Origin of the sequence: Roseovarius sp. B08 (genome assembly GCF_051417955.1) — a bacterium.
Classification (GTDB): domain Bacteria; phylum Pseudomonadota; class Alphaproteobacteria; order Rhodobacterales; family Rhodobacteraceae; genus Roseovarius.
Window position 1 is genome coordinate 1,777,642 of record NZ_JBPRLW010000001.1, and the last position, 15,868, is coordinate 1,793,509.

Below are 15,868 nucleotides of genomic sequence, written 5' to 3' on the forward strand. Positions count from 1 at the left end.
GCTTAGTCCTCCATGACGCCCTTGCGGCCCATGAGGCCACGCGGACGTGTCAGCAGAATGATGATGGCAACCAGGTAGATGATGATCTGGTTGATGCCGGGCAGGACCTCGAGCACTTCGCGCATGGAGGCGAAGCTTTCCAGGATGCCCAGAAGGAACCCGGCCAGCACGGCGCCCGGAAGCGAGCCCATGCCGCCGACGACGACGACCACGAAGCTGAGCACGAGGAAATCCATGCCCATGTGGTAGTTCGGCGAGTTGATCGGGGTGTACATGACGCCCGCCAGGCCCGCCACCGCGGCGGCGAGCCCGAACATGATGGTGAAGCGGCGGTCGATGTTGATGCCCAGAAGCTGCACGGTTTCCCGGTCGGCCATGCCGGCGCGCACCACCATGCCGAAGGTGGTGAACTGCAAAAAGGCGAAGACCGCGCCGATGATCACCGCAGCGAAGGCGAAGTAGATGATCCGCCAGTAGGGGTAGATCACCACGTTGGGATCGAGCCCCAGCATGGCGCCGAAGTCGAACGAGCCGGTAAAGGCCTCGGGGGCCGGGGTCGGAATCGGGTTGGCACCGTAGTAATATTTGATGATTTCCTGCAGCACGATCGCCAGACCGAAAGTCACGAGGATCTGGTCGGCATGGGGGCGCTTGTAGAAATGCTTGATCAGCCCGCGTTCCATGACGACGCCGATCAGCATCATCACCGGGATGGCGAAGAGGATCGACAGCGGCACGGCCCAGTCGATGATGGCGTCCCCCGTGGCCTGTCCGAACCAGTCGTGCACGTAAGGCACCTGGACCTGGAGCGGATTGCCGAGGAAGTCGGTTTGCGTTTCGTCGACGACGGTGCGGGAGAGCGTGAGTATGCGGCTCAACGTGACGGCGCAGAACGCACCGATCATGAACAGCGCGCCATGCGCGAAGTTCACGACGCCCAGAGTGCCGAAGATCAGCGTCAGGCCGAGCGCGATCAGCGCATAGGCCGAGCCCTTGTCCAGCCCATTGAGAACTTGCAGGATGATGGCTTCCATCGGAGTGCCCCTCGGGTTTGCAGATATACCGGTTATGATCACGGACGCGCGCGGGGCGCGTGGTCCGGCTTGGTGGTGGACGCGGGCGCAGCCGGGGCGCCCGCGTCGGTGTCTGTCAGGTCAGGCCCGTACGGTCAGGCGCCGTCGTTGCACTCGCCCAGGGTCGCGTCGGCACCACCCATCTGCGGGTGATCGGGGGCGTAGGTCACCTGGTCGACCGGGGTCACCTCGACGATCTCGAGCAGGTCGAACTCGCTTTCGGGGTTCTCTTTCCCTTTCACGACCAGCACGTCCTTGAAGCACTGGTGATCCTCGGCGCGGTAGAGCGTCGGACCGTTGCCCATGCCGTCGAACTCGAAGCCTTCGAGCGCTTCGACCACTGCGCAGGGGTTGAACGACCCGGCGCGTTCCACGGCGTCGGCGTAGAGCATCGCCTGAACGTAGCAGGTGTGTGCAGCCTGGGACGGCGGGAAGCCGTACTTGGTGCCGAAGGACTTGACGAATGCCTTGGAGCCTTCGTCCTGCAGCGACCAGTGCCAGTTGGTGGAGCCGAAGATGCCCTTGACGTTCTCGCCGGCACCTTTGGCCATCAGGCGGCTGTAGAGCGGAACCACGATCTGGAAGTCCTTGCCGTTGACCTGCTTGTCGCGCAGGCCGAACTGCACGGCGTTGGTCAGCGAGTTGACCATGTTGCCGCCGTAGTGGTTGAGGACCAGCGTGTCGGCACCCGATTGCAGCACGGGCGCGATGTAGGACGAGAAGTCGGTCTGCGTCAGCGGCGTTTTCACGGCGGCGACGGTTTCCCAGCCCATGGCCTCGGTCGAGGCGCGCACGGCTTCCTCGGTGGTGTAGCCCCAGTTGTAGTCTGCGGTCAGGTGATAGGCCTTGCGGTCGGTGCCGTAGGCATTGGCCAGCACCGGCGCGAGCGCCGCGCCCGACATGTATGAGTTGAAGAAGTGGCGGAAGCCGTTGGCCTTGCGGTCCTTGCCGGTGGTGTCGTTGGAGTGGGTCAGACCGGCCATGAAGATGACGCCGGCCTCCTGGCAGAGCGCCTGCACGGCCACGGCCACGCCCGAGGACGAGCCGCCGGTGATCATCACCGCGCCGTCTTTCTCGATCATCGACTTGGCCGAGGCGCGGGCCGCGTCGGCCTTGGTTTGCGTGTCGCCGGTGACGTATTCTACTTTCTTGCCCATGATGCCGTTGCCTTGCAGGGCGTTGGACGAGAAGGTGTTCATCATGCCGCCGTCGCCGCCACCGTTCAGGTGCTCGACCGCCAGTTCGTAGGCGCGCAGTTCGTCCGCGCCCTCATCGGCGTAGGGGCCGGTCTGCGGCACGTTGAAGCCCAGCGTGACGGTGTCGCCGGTGGGTTCGTTGGTGAACGCGGCGGCGGAGCTTGCCGTGAAGATGGTCGGCAGTGCGACGCCGGCGCCCGCGATGGCGCTGGTCTTCAGAAGGCCACGACGCGTGAGGTCAGTTTTGGACATTGAATCCCTCCCTTGAGTGTTTCTGCGGCCGGGCCTCCTCAAGCCGGGCCGCACGCACAAATGTGCTGTCGGCATTATTGGGCGCCACTGAAAACCGTTCAACAAGCGCCTTGTGGCAAACGCCTTTTTTGTAAATAAAATCTTCAATGCAGCGCAGAAATCTGTAAATTTGTTTTCTAAAGGTGGCGAAGGCCTGAGTGGAAAGGGACTATCGGCATGAGCGAAACCGGAATGGCAGGCACGCGCATTCGCCAGCGGCGGCTGGTGGCCGGCCTGAAGCAGGCCGAATTGGCGGCGGCGGCGGGCATATCGCCCAGCTACCTCAACCTGATCGAGCATAACCGGCGTCGAATCGGCGGGCGCACCCTGTTGCAGATCGCCGAGGCCCTGGGCGTGGAGCCGGCGACGTTGACCGAGGGCGTGCAGTCGCAGCTTCTGGCGGCCTTGCAGGAGGCGGCGGGCGAGACCAAGACCGGCGGGGCGTATGCCGAAGTCGCGCCCGAACTCGACCGGGTCGAGGAGTTCGTGGGGCGCTTTCCCGGTTGGGCCGGGCGGCTGGCCGACCTGGGCCGGCAGCGCGACGCGCTGGAACGCACGGTGAAGGCATTGAGCGAGCGACTGGCGCACGACCCGGAACTGTCGGCGACGCTGCACGAGGTGATTTCGACCGTGACGTCGATCCGCTCGACCGCGTCGATACTGGCCGAGACGCGGGAGCTGGAGCCCGAATGGCAGATGCGCTTTCACCGCAACATCAACGAGGATGGCGCCCGGCTGGCCGAAGGAGCCGAGGCGCTGATGCGTTACCTCGAAGCCGCGCCCGAGGCCGGCGCGGAGGTGACCTCGCCGCAGGACGAGATGCACGCGTTCCTTGAGCGCCACGGTTTTCATTTTCCGCAGCTGGAAGGCTGGGGTGCGGTCGCGCGGGTAGAGCCGTTGGTGGCGGAGATCGAGCACCGGGCGGCGCGGGCGTTGGCCCGGGTGGCGTTGACACAGGTGCTTGAGGATGCGCGGGCGCTGCCGCGCGACGAGATGGAGGCGCAGCTGGCAGCACATGGCCCGGCGCCCGACGCCATCGCGCGCGCCACCGGCAGATCGCTGGCGCAGGTGTTCCGGCGCCTGGCGATGCTACCCGAAGAGATGGTGGGGCCGGTTGGATTGATCGTCGTGGACGGTGCCGGGGCGCTGATCCTGCGCAAGACGGTCATGGGGTTCGCCACGCCGCGCAGCGGGGCGGGCTGTGCCATGTGGCCACTTTACGAGGTACTGGGCCAGCCGGCGCGCCCGGTGCAGGCCGTTTTGGTTCAGGGCGATTTGCGGGTGCGGGCGCTGGCGGTTGCCGAGGAGACGGTGCCGGCGGGGTTCGACAACCCGCCGCTGACGCGGGCCTACATGCTGTTGTTGCCCGAACGGCGCGGGCCTGAGCGCGAGCAAGGCCGGCCCGTGGGAGTGACCTGCCGGATCTGTCCGATCGAGGGCTGCCTTGCGCGGCGCGAGGGATCGGTCCTGCGGGACCGGTTATGAGCGATGTTCTTTTGACAGGGCCGACGAGTTTCGCAATAGTCATCGGACGGGAGAGGACTTTGATCGGAGGGGAGGCCGGTTAGATGGGGAAGACCGTACTTCTGATCGAGGATGAACAGAATATCATCGAGGCGGTGAGCTTTATCCTGTCCCGTGACGGATGGGAGGTGAAGACCCACGCCAACGGCCAGAACGCGATGGAGGCGGTTCGCGCGCGCGAACCGGACGTGGTGATCCTGGACGTGATGCTGCCGGGCAAGAGCGGGTTCGACATCCTGTCCGAGATCCGGGCCGAGGCGCAGTTTGCAAGCCTGCCCGTGCTGATGCTCTCGGCGCGGGGCCAGGCCAAGGACCTCGAGATGGCCGAGCGGGCCGGGGCCAATCGCTACATGACCAAGCCGTTTTCCAATGCCGAGGTGCTGGACGCCGTGCGGGCGCTGGTGCCGTCATGAGCCCCGAGCGGGGGCATGTATTTCTGGCGCGGCGGGCCTATTTCCAGCGCCGGTTGATGGATGCCGCGCGGCTGCTGCCGGTGCTGGGCGCGGGAATGTTCGTGCTGCCGCTTCTGTGGAAGTCCGGCGAGGGCGCGCGCACGGTCGTGGTGATGTTCTACATCTTTCTCAGCTGGAGCGCGCTGATCGGGCTGGGCTGGATCGTGTCGCGGCGGTTGTCGGGGCCGGAGACGGCTGACCCGGCCGGTGCGAAAGGCGATGCGGACGAGCAGGTGGGTGTCTCCCGGGAGGGATGAATGGGCGCGCTCAACGCCATTGTCCTTGTCAGTCTTCTTTACGTGGCGCTGCTGTTCGGCGTGGCCTTCGCGGCGGACCGGGCGGCGGCGCGGGGACGAGGCACGTGGTTGCGTTCGCCCATCGTCTACACGCTGTCGCTGTCGATCTACTGCACGGCCTGGACATTCTATGGCGCTGTCGGCTTTGCGGCGCGGTCGGGGCTTGAGTACCTGACGATCTACCTAGGCCCGACATTGGTGATGATCGGCTGGTGGTGGACCCTGCGCAAGATGGTGCGGGTGGGGCGCAGCCAGCGCATCACCTCGATCGCCGACCTGATTTCCAGCCGCTTCGGCAAGTCGAACGCGCTGGCGGTCTTCGTCACGATCCTGGCGGTGATCGGCTCGACGCCCTATATCGCGCTGCAACTTCAGTCGGTGACGATTTCCTTTGCCGCCTTCGCCGCCGTCGACCCCACCCATACCGGAGAGATCAGCGAGACCGGCGTGGCGCTGTGGGTGGCCTTCGGCCTGATGGTGTTCACGATCCTGTTCGGCACCCGGAACCTTGACGCCAACGAGCGGCATCATGGCCTGGTGATGGCCATCGCGCTGGAGGCGGTGGTGAAGCTCTGCGCCTTGTTGGCGGTCGGAATCTTCGTGGTCTGGGGCCTGGCGGGCGGCGTCGAGGAGACCCTGTCGCGGATCGACGAAAGCGCCATCGCGCGGTGGGAGGTGCCGGGCAGCCGCTGGGTGGGCCTGACGCTGTTGTCGGCGGCGGCCTTCATGTGCCTGCCGCGGATGTTCCAGGTGATGGTGGTGGAAAACGAGGACGAGGCGCATCTGCGCACCGCCTCATGGGCGTTTCCGACCTATGTGATGCTGATGAGCCTGTTCGTGGTGCCGATCGCGGCGGTGGGCCTCGACCTCAGCCCCGCGGGCGCCAACCCGGATCTCTTCGTGCTGACGCTGCCGCTGGTGAACGGGCAGGAGGGGTTGGCGGTCCTGTCGTTCCTGGGTGGGTTCAGCAGCGCCACCTCGATGGTGATCGTGGCGGCCATCGCGCTGTCGACGATGGTGTCGAACCACGTGGTGATGCCCGTGTGGCTGTGGATGACCGGGGGCAGCGCCGTCATTTCGGGCGACGTGCGGACGGTGGCGATCCGGGCGCGGCGATTGTCGATCATGGTGATCCTGTTTCTGGGATACCTTTATTTCCGCGTCTCGGGCGGTGGCGCGGCGCTGGCGGCGATCGGGCTGATTTCCTTTGTCGGGGTGGCGCAGTTCCTGCCGGCGCTTCTGGGCGGGCTGTTCTGGCGCGGGGCCAACCGGCGCGGGGCGCTGGCAGGGCTTGCCGTGGGCTTTGCCGTCTGGATGTACAGCCTGTTCCTGCCCAGCTTCGGCGCCTCGGCGGTGATGCCGCAAGGGGTGCTGGAGAACGGCCTGATGGGCCTGTCCTGGTTGCGGCCCCAGGCGCTGTTCGGGGCGCAGGGCATGGACCCGGTCATCCATGCCTTCATGTGGAGCCTGTCGCTCAACATCGTGGTGTTCGCGGCGGTGTCGCTGGTCAGCTTCCCGCAGCCGGTGGAGCGCTTGCAGGGCGCGCAGTTCGTCAACGTGTTCGACCATTCGACGCCATCGGGCGGCTGGACCGGTGGGCTGGCGCAGAGCGAGGACCTGATGATCATGGCACAGCGGATCATGGGCGCGCAGGAGGCGCAGGCGCTTTTTGCCGAGGCGGCACGCGAACAGGGCGTCAGCGGCTATCTGCCGGAACCCACGCCCGATTTCCTGGGCCGGCTGGAACGGTCGCTGGCGGGCTCGGTCGGGGCGGCGACGGCACATGCGATGATCAGCCAGATCGTGGGCGGCGCCAGCGTGTCGGTGCAGGACCTGATGGCGGTGGCCGACGAGACCGCGCAGATCATGGAATATTCCAGCCAGCTGGAAATGAAGACCGAGGAGCAGGCGCGGACCGCACGGCAACTGCGGCAGGCGAACGAAAAGCTGACCCAGATCTCGGTGCAGAAGGATGCCTTCCTGAGCCAGATCAGCCACGAGTTGCGCACGCCGATGACGTCGATCCGGGCGTTCTCGGAAATCCTGCGCGACGGTGCCGGGATCCGCCCCGACGAGCAGAGCCGCTATGCGTCGATCATCCATGACGAGGCGGTGCGCCTGACCCGGCTTCTGGACGATCTTCTGGATCTCAGTGTGCTGGAGAACGCGCAGATCGTGCTGAACCTACAGGAAGGAACGCTGGGGCCGCTCCTGGACCGGGCCGAGGTGGCGGCAGGGCTGTCGGAGGGGGAAATGGCGGTCCGCCGTGACGCGCGCGCCGACCAGATCCGTCTGCATACAGACACCGACCGGCTGGCGCAGGTGTTCATCAACCTGATGTCGAACGCGCGCAAGTATTGCGATGCCGCCGAGCCGCGTCTGGATATTCGTGTGGCCGAGCGTGACGGGATGCTTCAGGTGGATTTCATCGACAACGGCAACGGGATTCCGGCCGGCCAACAGGGCACGGTGTTCGAGAAATTCTCGCGGGTGAGCGAAAACAAGGCCGGTGGCGCGGGGCTGGGGTTGGCCATCTGCCGCGAGATCATGGCCCGGCTGGGCGGCGGGATCGAATATCTGCCGGGGCAGGCGGGCGGGGCGTTCCGGGTCTATCTGCCGGCGGTGCAGGGCGCGGCTGTCGAGGCGGCGCAGTAGAGCGGGCATAAATCCTATCGTAACCTTCTTGCGGTTAACTGCCGCAAAATCGCCCGGTCCGGATCGGCCCGGCGGGCGGGCGTCCCGGTGCGCCGCGTCGAACCCGGCGACCGCCATAGCAGGAGGGGCAGGAAAAGGTCATGAGCGCAGAGCCCGCCAGCAGTGCATCTGTCATCCATCGCAAGGCCAAGGTGGCGCGCGACGAGTTCGACGCGCGTGAGATGTCGCCCTCGAAGGCGCTGCGCCTGGCGCTGGCCAAGGCGGCGGCGGCGCAGTTCGAATTGCCGTTGGTCGTGCGCATGGTCGAACATGAAAGCGTTACCCTGACCGGCATCGAGGCGCTGGCGGGCGAGGATGGCCTGCTGATCCTGCTGGACGGGCTGGACGGGCCGCCGGGCGCGATCAAGCTGGACCTGCAGTTCGTGATGGCTCTGATCGAGGTGCAGCTTATGGGCGAGGTGCGGCAGGGCGACGCGAAACCGCGCCCCTTCACGCCGACCGACGGAGCAATCGTGCAGCCGTTGATGGATGCGGTGTTGGACAGTTATGCCGAGCAGGTTAACGCTTGCGACCGGATGCCGGACGCGGCCCGCTTCCGGTTCGGCGACCGGGTCGAGAATGGGCGGGCGCTGGCACTGGCGCTTTGGGCGCCGGACTACGACCTTTACCGGCTGAGCGTGGATTTCGGTCCCGGTGCCAAGACCGGCATGATGGAGCTGATCCTGCCCGAGCCGCCGCCCGCGCCGGAGGTCGAAGCGTCGGACGGCAACACGCTGGCCCGCAAGCTGGAAGAGAACGCGATGAACGCGCCGGTGATGCTGGACGCGGTGCTGGCGCCCATCCGCCTGCCGCTTCGCGATATCTGCCGCTGGGTGCCGGGCACGGTCCTGAAACTCTCGCCCGAAACGGTGACCGAGGCGCGGGTTATCGGTGCCAAGGGGCACAAGGTGGCCCCGGCCAGGCTGGGACAGCTGAACGGGTTCCGCGCGGTGCGCATGTTTCTGAAAAGCGAAGCGGAAGACGCGGTGGCGGATGGGGCGCGGGGCCATGCCTCCGAGGCGCGGGGCGCCGCGGGGCCGGAGGTGGCGGGCGCGGGTGGCAGGGGCGGTGACGGTCTGCCCGATCTTCCGCAGGCGTCGCCGGACTTGCCCGCGCTGGACGTGATCGACGATGTCGGCGACCTTCCTGATTTGTCGCCGCCCGAGGGGGTGGGCGAGATGCCGGGCTTGCCGGATCTGGACATGGCGGGCGCGGGCCTGCCGGATCTGCTGTCAAGCGACGGTGACGGGGACGAGGGCCTGGACACGCTGGTGGAAGAGGAACTGGCGCGTGCCGCCGCCCGGTTCGAGGCCGAGGGTGCGGATGACGAGTTGCCCATGCCCGGCGGCCCGAGCCTTGGCTAGCTGGCGCCCGAGGGGTTTTGCACCCGGGGAGGCAGCGGCGTGCGGTGCGGCCTTTGAATTGGTGTTTCGACCATTGTGCCGGATGTCGCGACGGCGGTCTTGCACACGCCCGGTGACGCCGTTTCGCGCGGGTTTGCCCAAAAGCCGCGCAATTCGAGCGGAAAGCCGCGAAAAGCGTCTTTTACGGGGCGCAATGCTTCTGTTTCTGTGCTGTCTCATGCTATGGTTGTGGCGCGGGCCCTGCGGTCATTTCGACCGGACGCGGCAGGTCGCCCCCTGGGAGGAGATGCCATGACCAGTTTGACACAGGAAATCAAACAGTTGCACCGACAAATCCTAGACCTGGAAGAGGCCGAACGCTATCGGCTTCAACCGCGGCTGGCGGGGCTTTTGGGCCAGATGCGCCATGCCGGCGAGCCGGTGCCGTCGCAACTGCAGCGCCTGAACGAGACGCTTCTGGATGAGGCGATCGAGGCACAGTTCGAGAATATGCCGGTCTGATCGCTGCTGCGGCCGCTCAAAACATTTGCGCATGGGCCCGGGGTAAGGGTCTAATCCGCCTGTGATCTGAGGTATGCCGGGGCGCAAAAGAGCAGTGTCCGAAGTCATTTACGAGCTGACAGACGGCGTGGCCGTCCTGCGTCTCGCGCGGGGCGAGGCGAACGCGTTGTCGCCCGGAATGCGGCGCGACCTGGCCGCAGCGCTGGAGCGGGCCGCGGAAGATGATACCGCACGCGCCGTGGTGCTGACCGGGGCGGGGGGCACGTTCTGTTCCGGCGTCGACCTGTCGGAATTCGACGGAGAGTTGGCCGAGCCGTGGATCGGGGCACTGACCCGCAGCATCGAAACCCACCCCAAGCCTGTGGTGGCCGCGCTGGAAGGCGCGGCGTTGGGCGCAGGCTTCGAGTTGGCGCTGGCGGCACATGCGCGGGTGGCGCACAAAACCTGCCGCGTGGCGCTGCCCGAGGTCAGCCTGGGGCTGATGCCGAGCGGCGGCAGCACGCAGCGCCTGCCGCGGCTTCTGGGGGCGCAGGCGGCCCTTGAGATCCTTTTGTCGGGACGGCCGCTCGATGCGAGCGAGCCGCGCCTTGCCAAGCTGTTCGCCGCCGTCACAGAAGAACCGCCGCTGGCCGCAGCGCTGGCCACGGCCCGAAGGTTTGCCCAGGCGCCGGATTTTCCACGGGCCAGCCAGATCGACCGCGGGTTTTCCGACCCGGCCGCGTATCGTGGCGCGGTCGCGGAGGTGGCCGCCCGGGTGCGCTCCGCCGACACGGCCGAGGGCGACATTCTGCGCTGCGTCGAGGCGGCGCAGCTTTTGCCCTATGAACAGGGGCTGCGCTTCGAGGAAGCGGCGTTCGAGGCCTGTCTGGGGCGGCCCGAGGCCCGCGCGTCGCGACATCTCTACGCCGCAGAGCGCCGGGCACTGGCCTGGCCCGAGGCGCAGGAGGGCAGGGCGCGCGAGATCGGTACCGTGGTGCTGACAGGCTCGGACCCGGTGCTGGCGGAACTGGCGGTTTATTGCCTCGATCGCGGTCAGCGGGTGGCGGTGCTGTCACCCGGTCCCGCGGGTGCCGCGTTGGCGGCCCGGGCGCGCGCGGTCTACGAGGGGGCGGTGGCGCGCAAGCGGATGACGCCGAACGAGCGCGACTCGCGGCTGGCCCGGCTGAGCCATGGCAGCGATCCGGTGGTGCTGATGGCCGCCGACCTCGTGCTGGACGGTGGCGGCGGCGATCCCGGCGCGGCGGCGGTGCGCAAAGGCACGGTCTGGTGCCTGGTATCGGGACGCGACGGCGCGTCTGCGCGGCGTGCGCAGCTGGGCGAGGCGGTCGAGGTTCTGGCGCTGCGGGCCTATCGCCCGGCGCATGTGTTGTCGCTGGTCGAGTTGGCCGTCCCCGAAGGTGCGGCACCCGATGCCGTGATGACCGTGATGCGGTATTTCGCGGGGTCCGGGCGGGTCGTGTTGCGCAGTGCCGACCGGCCCGGCATGATCGGGCACCGCCTGATGGGGGCGGTGCAGCGGGCCGCGCTGGCGCTGATGCGGGCCGGGGCCGGCGCGCAGGCGGTCGAGGATGCGGCGCGGCGACTGGGCTTTGCCCGCGGGCCGCTGGAACTGATCGAGACGGACGGGATCGGCGTGACGGTGGCGCGTCTGCGGCGGGTTTTCGGCAGCGTGCCGGAACTGGCACTGCTGGACGCGCGGGCCGATGCGGTGGCCGCCGGCAAGACGCCGGGACAGGGATTTTACGCGTCGCATGGACAGGCGCTGGCGCCCGATCCGGGACTGGCGGGCTGGATGGACGCATGGCGCGAGGGTCAACGCGACCTGCCCGAGGTGCCCGATGTGACGTTGGAGCGGGCGCTGCACGCGGCGCTGGTGGCCGAGGCCGGACGGATGCTTGGCGAGGGCACAGTGGCGCGGGCCTCGGACATGGACCTGTGCATGGTGCGGGGCTACGGCTTTGACCCTGCGCGCGGCGGGCCGCTGCTGTGGGCCGATTCCGGGCCCGATAGGGGTGGTCTGCTGGGCCTGGTGCGGGCGATGAAGGTGCTGGCGCCGTTGGGGCAGGACCTGTGGACGCCGCCCGCGTTGCTGGAAGAGATGGTCAAGTTCGGCCGGCGGTTCTTTGGCGGTGCTGTCAGCTGAGCACGATGCCCAGAACCACCAGCATCAGGCCGATCACCGACAGGAAGAGTGCGCCGGTATTGACCGGCAGGATCCTTTGCAACGTGGCGCGCAGGTCGTCGTCGGAAAGGCCGGCGCGCCGGGCGCGGATGACGCGCAGGATGCACCAGACGAGCAGAGCGAGACCGGCAAGCGTGACCGCCGCGCCGAGCCAGATCAGGATTTCCATCAGACGCCTCCAATCGACCTTTATCGGTGCGGCTGCGGGTAGCGCATCGCGCCGCGCATCGCAAGCGGCAGGGCGCGAAAACGGGCTTGCGGGGGGACTGGCGCGCTTGTAGTCAAGGGGTCCAGCCCTGACCTTGGAGAGCCTTCATGGATGACCAGACCCCGCAACCCGGCCCCGACAGCAGCTATCGCGTGACCGCCGACGAGCTGCGCCAGTTCATCGAACGGTTCGAGCGGCTGGAGCAGGAAAAAAGGACATTGCCGAGCAGCAGAAAGAGGTGATGGCCGAGGCCAAGGCGCGCGGCTATGACACCAAGGTGATGCGCAAGGTCATCGCGCTGCGCAAGCGCGACAAGGACGATATCGCCGAGGAAGAGGCGGTTCTGGAAATGTACAAGGAAGCCCTTGGAATGGCGTAAAATATCGGCAGGCGCCGCCGGAAGCGATGGTGCGATCAGGCGGCGGTTGGCACAACTATTTTGTCGCGCCGTTGGCGATCAGCCAGTCCCGCACGGTTTCAAGCTTGTTCTGAAGGTGTTTGCGCAGGATCGATGCCAGCCCGTCGCCATCGCGGGCTTCGAGGCAGGCCATGATCACCTCATGCTCTTCGGTGGCTTTCTTCCAGCGCGCCTCGGTCATGTTGGCGACGAACCGCGCGCGCCGGACCTGGGTGGCCAGCGAGCGGTACTGCACCGTCAGCGTCTCGTTGCGGGCGGCGGCCAGGATGGCTTCGTGGATCTGCTGGTTGAGGTCGAAATACTCGGCCAGCCGCCGCGCCTCGAAATGGCCGACCATCTGATCGTGAAGCTTGCGGATCTCGCGGAGCTCCTCGTCGGTGATGCGTTCGCAGGCCAGTTCGCCGGACAGCGCCTCGAGCGCGCCCATCACCGGGAAAACCTCCTCGAGATCGCCAAGGGTGATCTGGCTGACCCAGGCGCCGCGGTTGGGTTCCAGCACGACGAGCCGGTCGAAGGCGAGCACCTTGAGCGCCTCGCGTAGAGGGGTGCGCGACACGCCAAACATCTCGCAGAGTTCACGCTCGGGGACCTTCGTGCCTGGCGCCAGCTGGCCGCTGACGATCAACTCGCGCACGCCGTCGGCCAGTTCCTGGTGCAGCGATGTCCGCCGCAATGTCTGAACGCCCTTGTTCTGCACGTTCATGTTCGCCGCTCCTCCAGGGCCATGTCCAGTACCCGCGCCACGTGCAGCGCCTCGCGCCGCGTTCCGTCGGAGATCTGGTGACGGCAGGACGTGCCGTCGGCCAGAATGATCGCATCCCCCGCCTCGCGTATCGCGGGGAAGAGACTGATCTCTCCCATCTTGCGCGACACCTCTTCCGTTTCCACGCCATAGCCAAAGGAACCGGCCATGCCGCAGCAGCTGGATTCTATAATGTCGACATCGGTTTCAGGCAATAGCGCCAGCGTTTTCTGGACGGCAGGCATGACATCGTGGGCTTTTTGATGACAGTGGCCATGCAGCTTCAGCGGCTTGCCCAGCGATTTGAGCGGCAAGGTCAGGGTGCCGGCCTCGGTGGCCTCGGCGATGTATTCCTCCAGCATTCTGGCCCGGGCCGCGACGGTATCTGCCTGCGCACCGGGCAGGAGCGCCGGAATCTCGTCGCGCAGGGTCAGCAGGCAGGACGGCTCAAGCCCGACGATGGGCAGGCCTTTCTCGGCGTGCGGCGCCAGCGCATCCAGCAGGCGCTGGCCGGTCTTGCGCGCCTTGTCCATCAGGCCGGTCGACAGGTAGGTCCGGCCGCTGTCCAGAGGCTTACGCCCCCCATCGGTCGCCACCGCCACGCGCTTGCCCCCGGCGCGCAACACCCGCAGGGCGGCGCGCAGGTTCTCGGGCTCGAAATACCGGTTGAAGATGTCGGCAAAGAGGATGACATCGGGGTTCTCGTCCTGCGCCTCGCTGTCGCGGAAGGGTTTCGACGACCAGTGCGGCAGCTTCCGCGAAGCGGCAAAGCCGGTGGGCTTTTCCATCAGGCGGGCCACCAGCGGGATGCTGTTTCGCATGTTGATCAGCCACGGCACCTTCGCGGCGTAGGGCGCGTAATCCGGCATGTAGCCCACCAGCCGCTCGTGCAGGCCCAGCCCGTGTTTCTCGACCCGGGCCGCCGTCACCTCGGCCTTCATCTTGGCCATGTCGACGCCCGTGGGGCATTCGCGCTTGCACGCCTTGCACGACACGCAGAATTTCATGGTCTCGGCCATCGCCTCCGAGGTCAGCGCATCCGGCCCCAACTGCCCCGACAGTGCCAGCCGTAGCGTGTTGGCCCGGCCTCGCGTCACGTCGCGCTCGTTGCGGGTCGCGCGGTAGGACGGGCACATCGCCCCGCCCGCCAGCTTGCGGCAGGCCCCGTTGTTGTTGCACATCTCGACCGCGCCCTGAAAACCGCCGCCCGCGCCGGGATAGGCCGACCAGTCAAACGCTGTCTTCAGCGGCTTCACCTCGTATTCGGGCGTGTAGCGAAACAGCGACCGGTCATCCATCTTCGGCGCTTCGACGATCTTGTTGGGGTTGAACCTCCGGTCGGGGTCGAACTGATCCTTCACCCGCAGGAATTGTGTGGTGATCTCGGGCCCGAACATCTTTTCGTGAAACTCCGACCGCACGATCCCGTCGCCATGCTCACCTGAATGCGATCCCTTGTAATGCGCCACCAGGTCGAATGCCTCCTCGGCGATGGCGCGCATCTTCTTGACATCCTCATCCAGCTTGAGGTTCAGCACCGGACGCACGTGCAGACATCCGACGGAGGCGTGGGCGTACCAGGTGCCCTGCGTGCCGTTCTTCTCGAAAATCTCGGTTAGGCCGGCGGTGTAGTCCGCAAGGTCCTTCAATTCGACCGCGCAATCCTCGACGAAAGAGACGGGTTTGCCCTCCTGCTTCATCGACATCATGATATTGAGGCCCGACTTGCGCACCTCTGTCACCTGCGCCTGCAGGCGGGCGTCGGTCACATCCGTCACGCCGCCCCAGCCCTTGCCGTCATGCGACCAGTCGAATCCAAGGTCGCCCATCGTCTCGTGCAGCGCCTTCAGCTTGGCGGCATTGCCCTCCGCGCTGCCCTCGTCGAATTCCACCAGCAAGAGCGCGGCAGGCTCCCCGCGCACCGCCTGCTCGATCGTCGGGCGGAACATCGGGATCTGCCGCGACAGCCCGATCATCGTCGAATCGACCAGCTCCACCGACAACGGGTCCAGCTTGACCAGGTGCTGCGTGGCGTCCATCGCCTCGTAGAAGGTGGGGAAGTGGCAGATGCCCAGCACCTTGTCGCCCACCAGCGGCCACAGGTCCAGCTCGATGGCGGTGAAATAGGCCAGCGTCCCTTCCGAGCCAACCAGCAGATGCGCCAGGTTCACGTCCTCGCCATTGGGCACAAGCGAATCGAGGTTATAGCCCCCGACCCGCCGCGTCAGCTTGGGAAACCGTGCGTCGATCAGCGCCGTGTGCTCCGCGCCCAGATCCAGCATGTCCGCCGCGATCCGGTCGAACGTGCCGTTGCCACGCAGCCCCTCGCGGGTGACCGGGCCGAAATGCGCGAAACTGCCGTCATGCAGCACGGCGTCGATGGACCGGACATTGTCGCGCATCGTGCCGTACCGCAGCGACCGCCCCCCGCAGGAATTGTTCGCCGCCATCCCGCCGATGGTCGCGCGCGAACTGGTCGAGACATCCACAGGGTACCAAAGCCCGTGCGGCTTCAGTGCGCGGTTCAATTCGTCAAGGACGATGCCGGGCTCCACCACCACGCGGCGATTCTCCACGTCCAGCTCGATGATACCGTTGAAATACCGCGCGTTGTCCAGAATCAGGCCCGAGTTGACCGTCTGCCCGCATTGCGAGGTGCCGCCACCCCGGCCCGTCAGCGGCACACCCGATTCGGCGGCCGCCGCCAGCGCGATTTCCACGTCTTCGCGCCCCGTCGGCGCCGCCACCCCTTTAGGGGTGATCTGGTAGAAGGACGCATCGGTCGAATAGCGCCCGCGTGACGGGGTGTCGAACATGATGTCGCCGCGAAAGCCTTTTTTCAGCGCCTCTTCAAGCATTTCCCGTTCCTCCCTGCTGCGGTGTTGACATCGTGATACAGCTTCGTGATACATAATTCAAAATTAAAA

Annotated in this window: 12 protein-coding genes and 1 pseudogene; 8 read left to right on the forward strand and 5 right to left on the reverse strand. The window is 66.6% G+C overall.

Annotation, left to right across the window (positions count from 1 at the left end):
- Positions 1-2: 2 nt before the first annotated feature.
- Positions 3-1,034: a branched-chain amino acid ABC transporter permease gene (locus tag ACSQ76_RS09055; protein ID WP_306130548.1), complete on the reverse strand. Its 1,032-nt coding sequence runs from the start codon at positions 1,032-1,034 to the stop codon at positions 3-5.
- Positions 1,035-1,168: 134 nt separating this feature from the next.
- Entirely contained in the window at positions 1,169-2,521 is a 1,353-nt protein-coding gene (locus ACSQ76_RS09060; RefSeq protein ID WP_306130549.1) for a substrate-binding protein, read from the reverse strand.
- 216 nt (positions 2,522-2,737) lie between these two features.
- Between ACSQ76_RS09060 and ACSQ76_RS09065 the strand changes: the two genes are divergently transcribed.
- The 7 genes from ACSQ76_RS09065 to ACSQ76_RS09095 all read left to right on the forward strand — a co-directional run bounded on the left by ACSQ76_RS09065 (position 2,738) and on the right by ACSQ76_RS09095 (position 11,534).
- Complete coding sequence (locus tag ACSQ76_RS09065) at positions 2,738-4,045, forward strand: helix-turn-helix domain-containing protein (protein WP_437156322.1); 1,308 nt, start codon at positions 2,738-2,740, stop codon at positions 4,043-4,045.
- Between the two features lie 83 nt (positions 4,046-4,128).
- Positions 4,129-4,497: a response regulator transcription factor gene (locus ACSQ76_RS09070; protein WP_057794204.1), complete on the forward strand. Its 369-nt coding sequence runs from the start codon at positions 4,129-4,131 to the stop codon at positions 4,495-4,497.
- Entirely contained in the window at positions 4,494-4,793 is a 300-nt protein-coding gene (locus ACSQ76_RS09075) for a hypothetical protein (protein WP_437156323.1), read from the forward strand. Before ACSQ76_RS09070 ends, ACSQ76_RS09075 begins: the two co-directional genes overlap by 4 nt.
- Positions 4,794-7,487, forward strand: coding sequence for an ATP-binding protein (locus tag ACSQ76_RS09080; RefSeq protein WP_437156324.1), 2,694 nt, complete (start codon positions 4,794-4,796; stop codon positions 7,485-7,487). It begins immediately after the preceding gene.
- Between the two features lie 140 nt (positions 7,488-7,627).
- Complete coding sequence (locus tag ACSQ76_RS09085; protein WP_437156325.1) at positions 7,628-8,890, forward strand: FliM/FliN family flagellar motor switch protein; 1,263 nt, start codon at positions 7,628-7,630, stop codon at positions 8,888-8,890.
- A gap of 291 nt (positions 8,891-9,181) precedes the next feature.
- Complete coding sequence (locus tag ACSQ76_RS09090; protein ID WP_306130554.1) at positions 9,182-9,391, forward strand: hypothetical protein; 210 nt, start codon at positions 9,182-9,184, stop codon at positions 9,389-9,391.
- Positions 9,392-9,485: 94 nt separating this feature from the next.
- Entirely contained in the window at positions 9,486-11,534 is a 2,049-nt protein-coding gene (locus ACSQ76_RS09095; RefSeq protein WP_437156326.1) for an enoyl-CoA hydratase-related protein, read from the forward strand.
- On the opposite strand, the gene ACSQ76_RS09100 is transcribed toward ACSQ76_RS09095, so the two are convergent.
- The gene (locus ACSQ76_RS09100) at positions 11,527-11,742 is read right to left on the reverse strand and encodes a hypothetical protein (protein WP_306130556.1); all 216 of its coding nucleotides are present in this window, start codon (positions 11,740-11,742) and stop codon (positions 11,527-11,529) included. The two genes, ACSQ76_RS09095 and ACSQ76_RS09100, sit on opposite strands and share 8 nt — an antisense overlap.
- Positions 11,743-11,888: 146 nt before the next feature.
- Here ACSQ76_RS09100 and ACSQ76_RS09105 point away from each other — a divergent pair.
- Positions 11,889-12,160, forward strand: a pseudogene (locus tag ACSQ76_RS09105) (DUF2312 domain-containing protein).
- A gap of 55 nt (positions 12,161-12,215) precedes the next feature.
- Here ACSQ76_RS09105 and ACSQ76_RS09110 read toward each other — a convergent pair.
- Together ACSQ76_RS09110 and ACSQ76_RS09115 are read right to left on the reverse strand one after the other, a co-directional pair.
- Entirely contained in the window at positions 12,216-12,902 is a 687-nt protein-coding gene (locus ACSQ76_RS09110) for a GntR family transcriptional regulator (RefSeq protein ID WP_306130558.1), read from the reverse strand.
- Positions 12,899-15,799, reverse strand: coding sequence for an FAD-binding and (Fe-S)-binding domain-containing protein (locus tag ACSQ76_RS09115; RefSeq protein WP_437156327.1), 2,901 nt, complete (start codon positions 15,797-15,799; stop codon positions 12,899-12,901). Before ACSQ76_RS09115 ends, ACSQ76_RS09110 begins: the two co-directional genes overlap by 4 nt.
- Positions 15,800-15,868: the final 69 nt, after the last annotated feature.

Bases quoted from the DNA above. Each gene is read 5' to 3' on its own strand.
- ACSQ76_RS09055 (WP_306130548.1), bottom strand. From the start codon at position 1,034: ATGGAAGCCATCATCCTGCAAGTTCTCAATGGGCTGGACAAGGGCTCG.
- ACSQ76_RS09060 (WP_306130549.1), bottom strand. From the start codon at position 2,521: ATGTCCAAAACTGACCTCACGCGTCGTGGCCTTCTGAAGACCAGCGCC.
- ACSQ76_RS09065 (WP_437156322.1), top strand. From the start codon at position 2,738: ATGAGCGAAACCGGAATGGCAGGCACGCGCATTCGCCAGCGGCGGCTG.
- ACSQ76_RS09070 (WP_057794204.1), top strand. From the start codon at position 4,129: ATGGGGAAGACCGTACTTCTGATCGAGGATGAACAGAATATCATCGAG.
- ACSQ76_RS09075 (WP_437156323.1), top strand. From the start codon at position 4,494: ATGAGCCCCGAGCGGGGGCATGTATTTCTGGCGCGGCGGGCCTATTTC.
- ACSQ76_RS09080 (WP_437156324.1), top strand. From the start codon at position 4,794: ATGGGCGCGCTCAACGCCATTGTCCTTGTCAGTCTTCTTTACGTGGCG.
- ACSQ76_RS09085 (WP_437156325.1), top strand. From the start codon at position 7,628: ATGAGCGCAGAGCCCGCCAGCAGTGCATCTGTCATCCATCGCAAGGCC.
- ACSQ76_RS09090 (WP_306130554.1), top strand. From the start codon at position 9,182: ATGACCAGTTTGACACAGGAAATCAAACAGTTGCACCGACAAATCCTA.
- ACSQ76_RS09100 (WP_306130556.1), bottom strand. From the start codon at position 11,742: ATGGAAATCCTGATCTGGCTCGGCGCGGCGGTCACGCTTGCCGGTCTC.
- ACSQ76_RS09110 (WP_306130558.1), bottom strand. From the start codon at position 12,902: ATGAACGTGCAGAACAAGGGCGTTCAGACATTGCGGCGGACATCGCTG.
- ACSQ76_RS09115 (WP_437156327.1), bottom strand. From the start codon at position 15,799: ATGCTTGAAGAGGCGCTGAAAAAAGGCTTTCGCGGCGACATCATGTTC.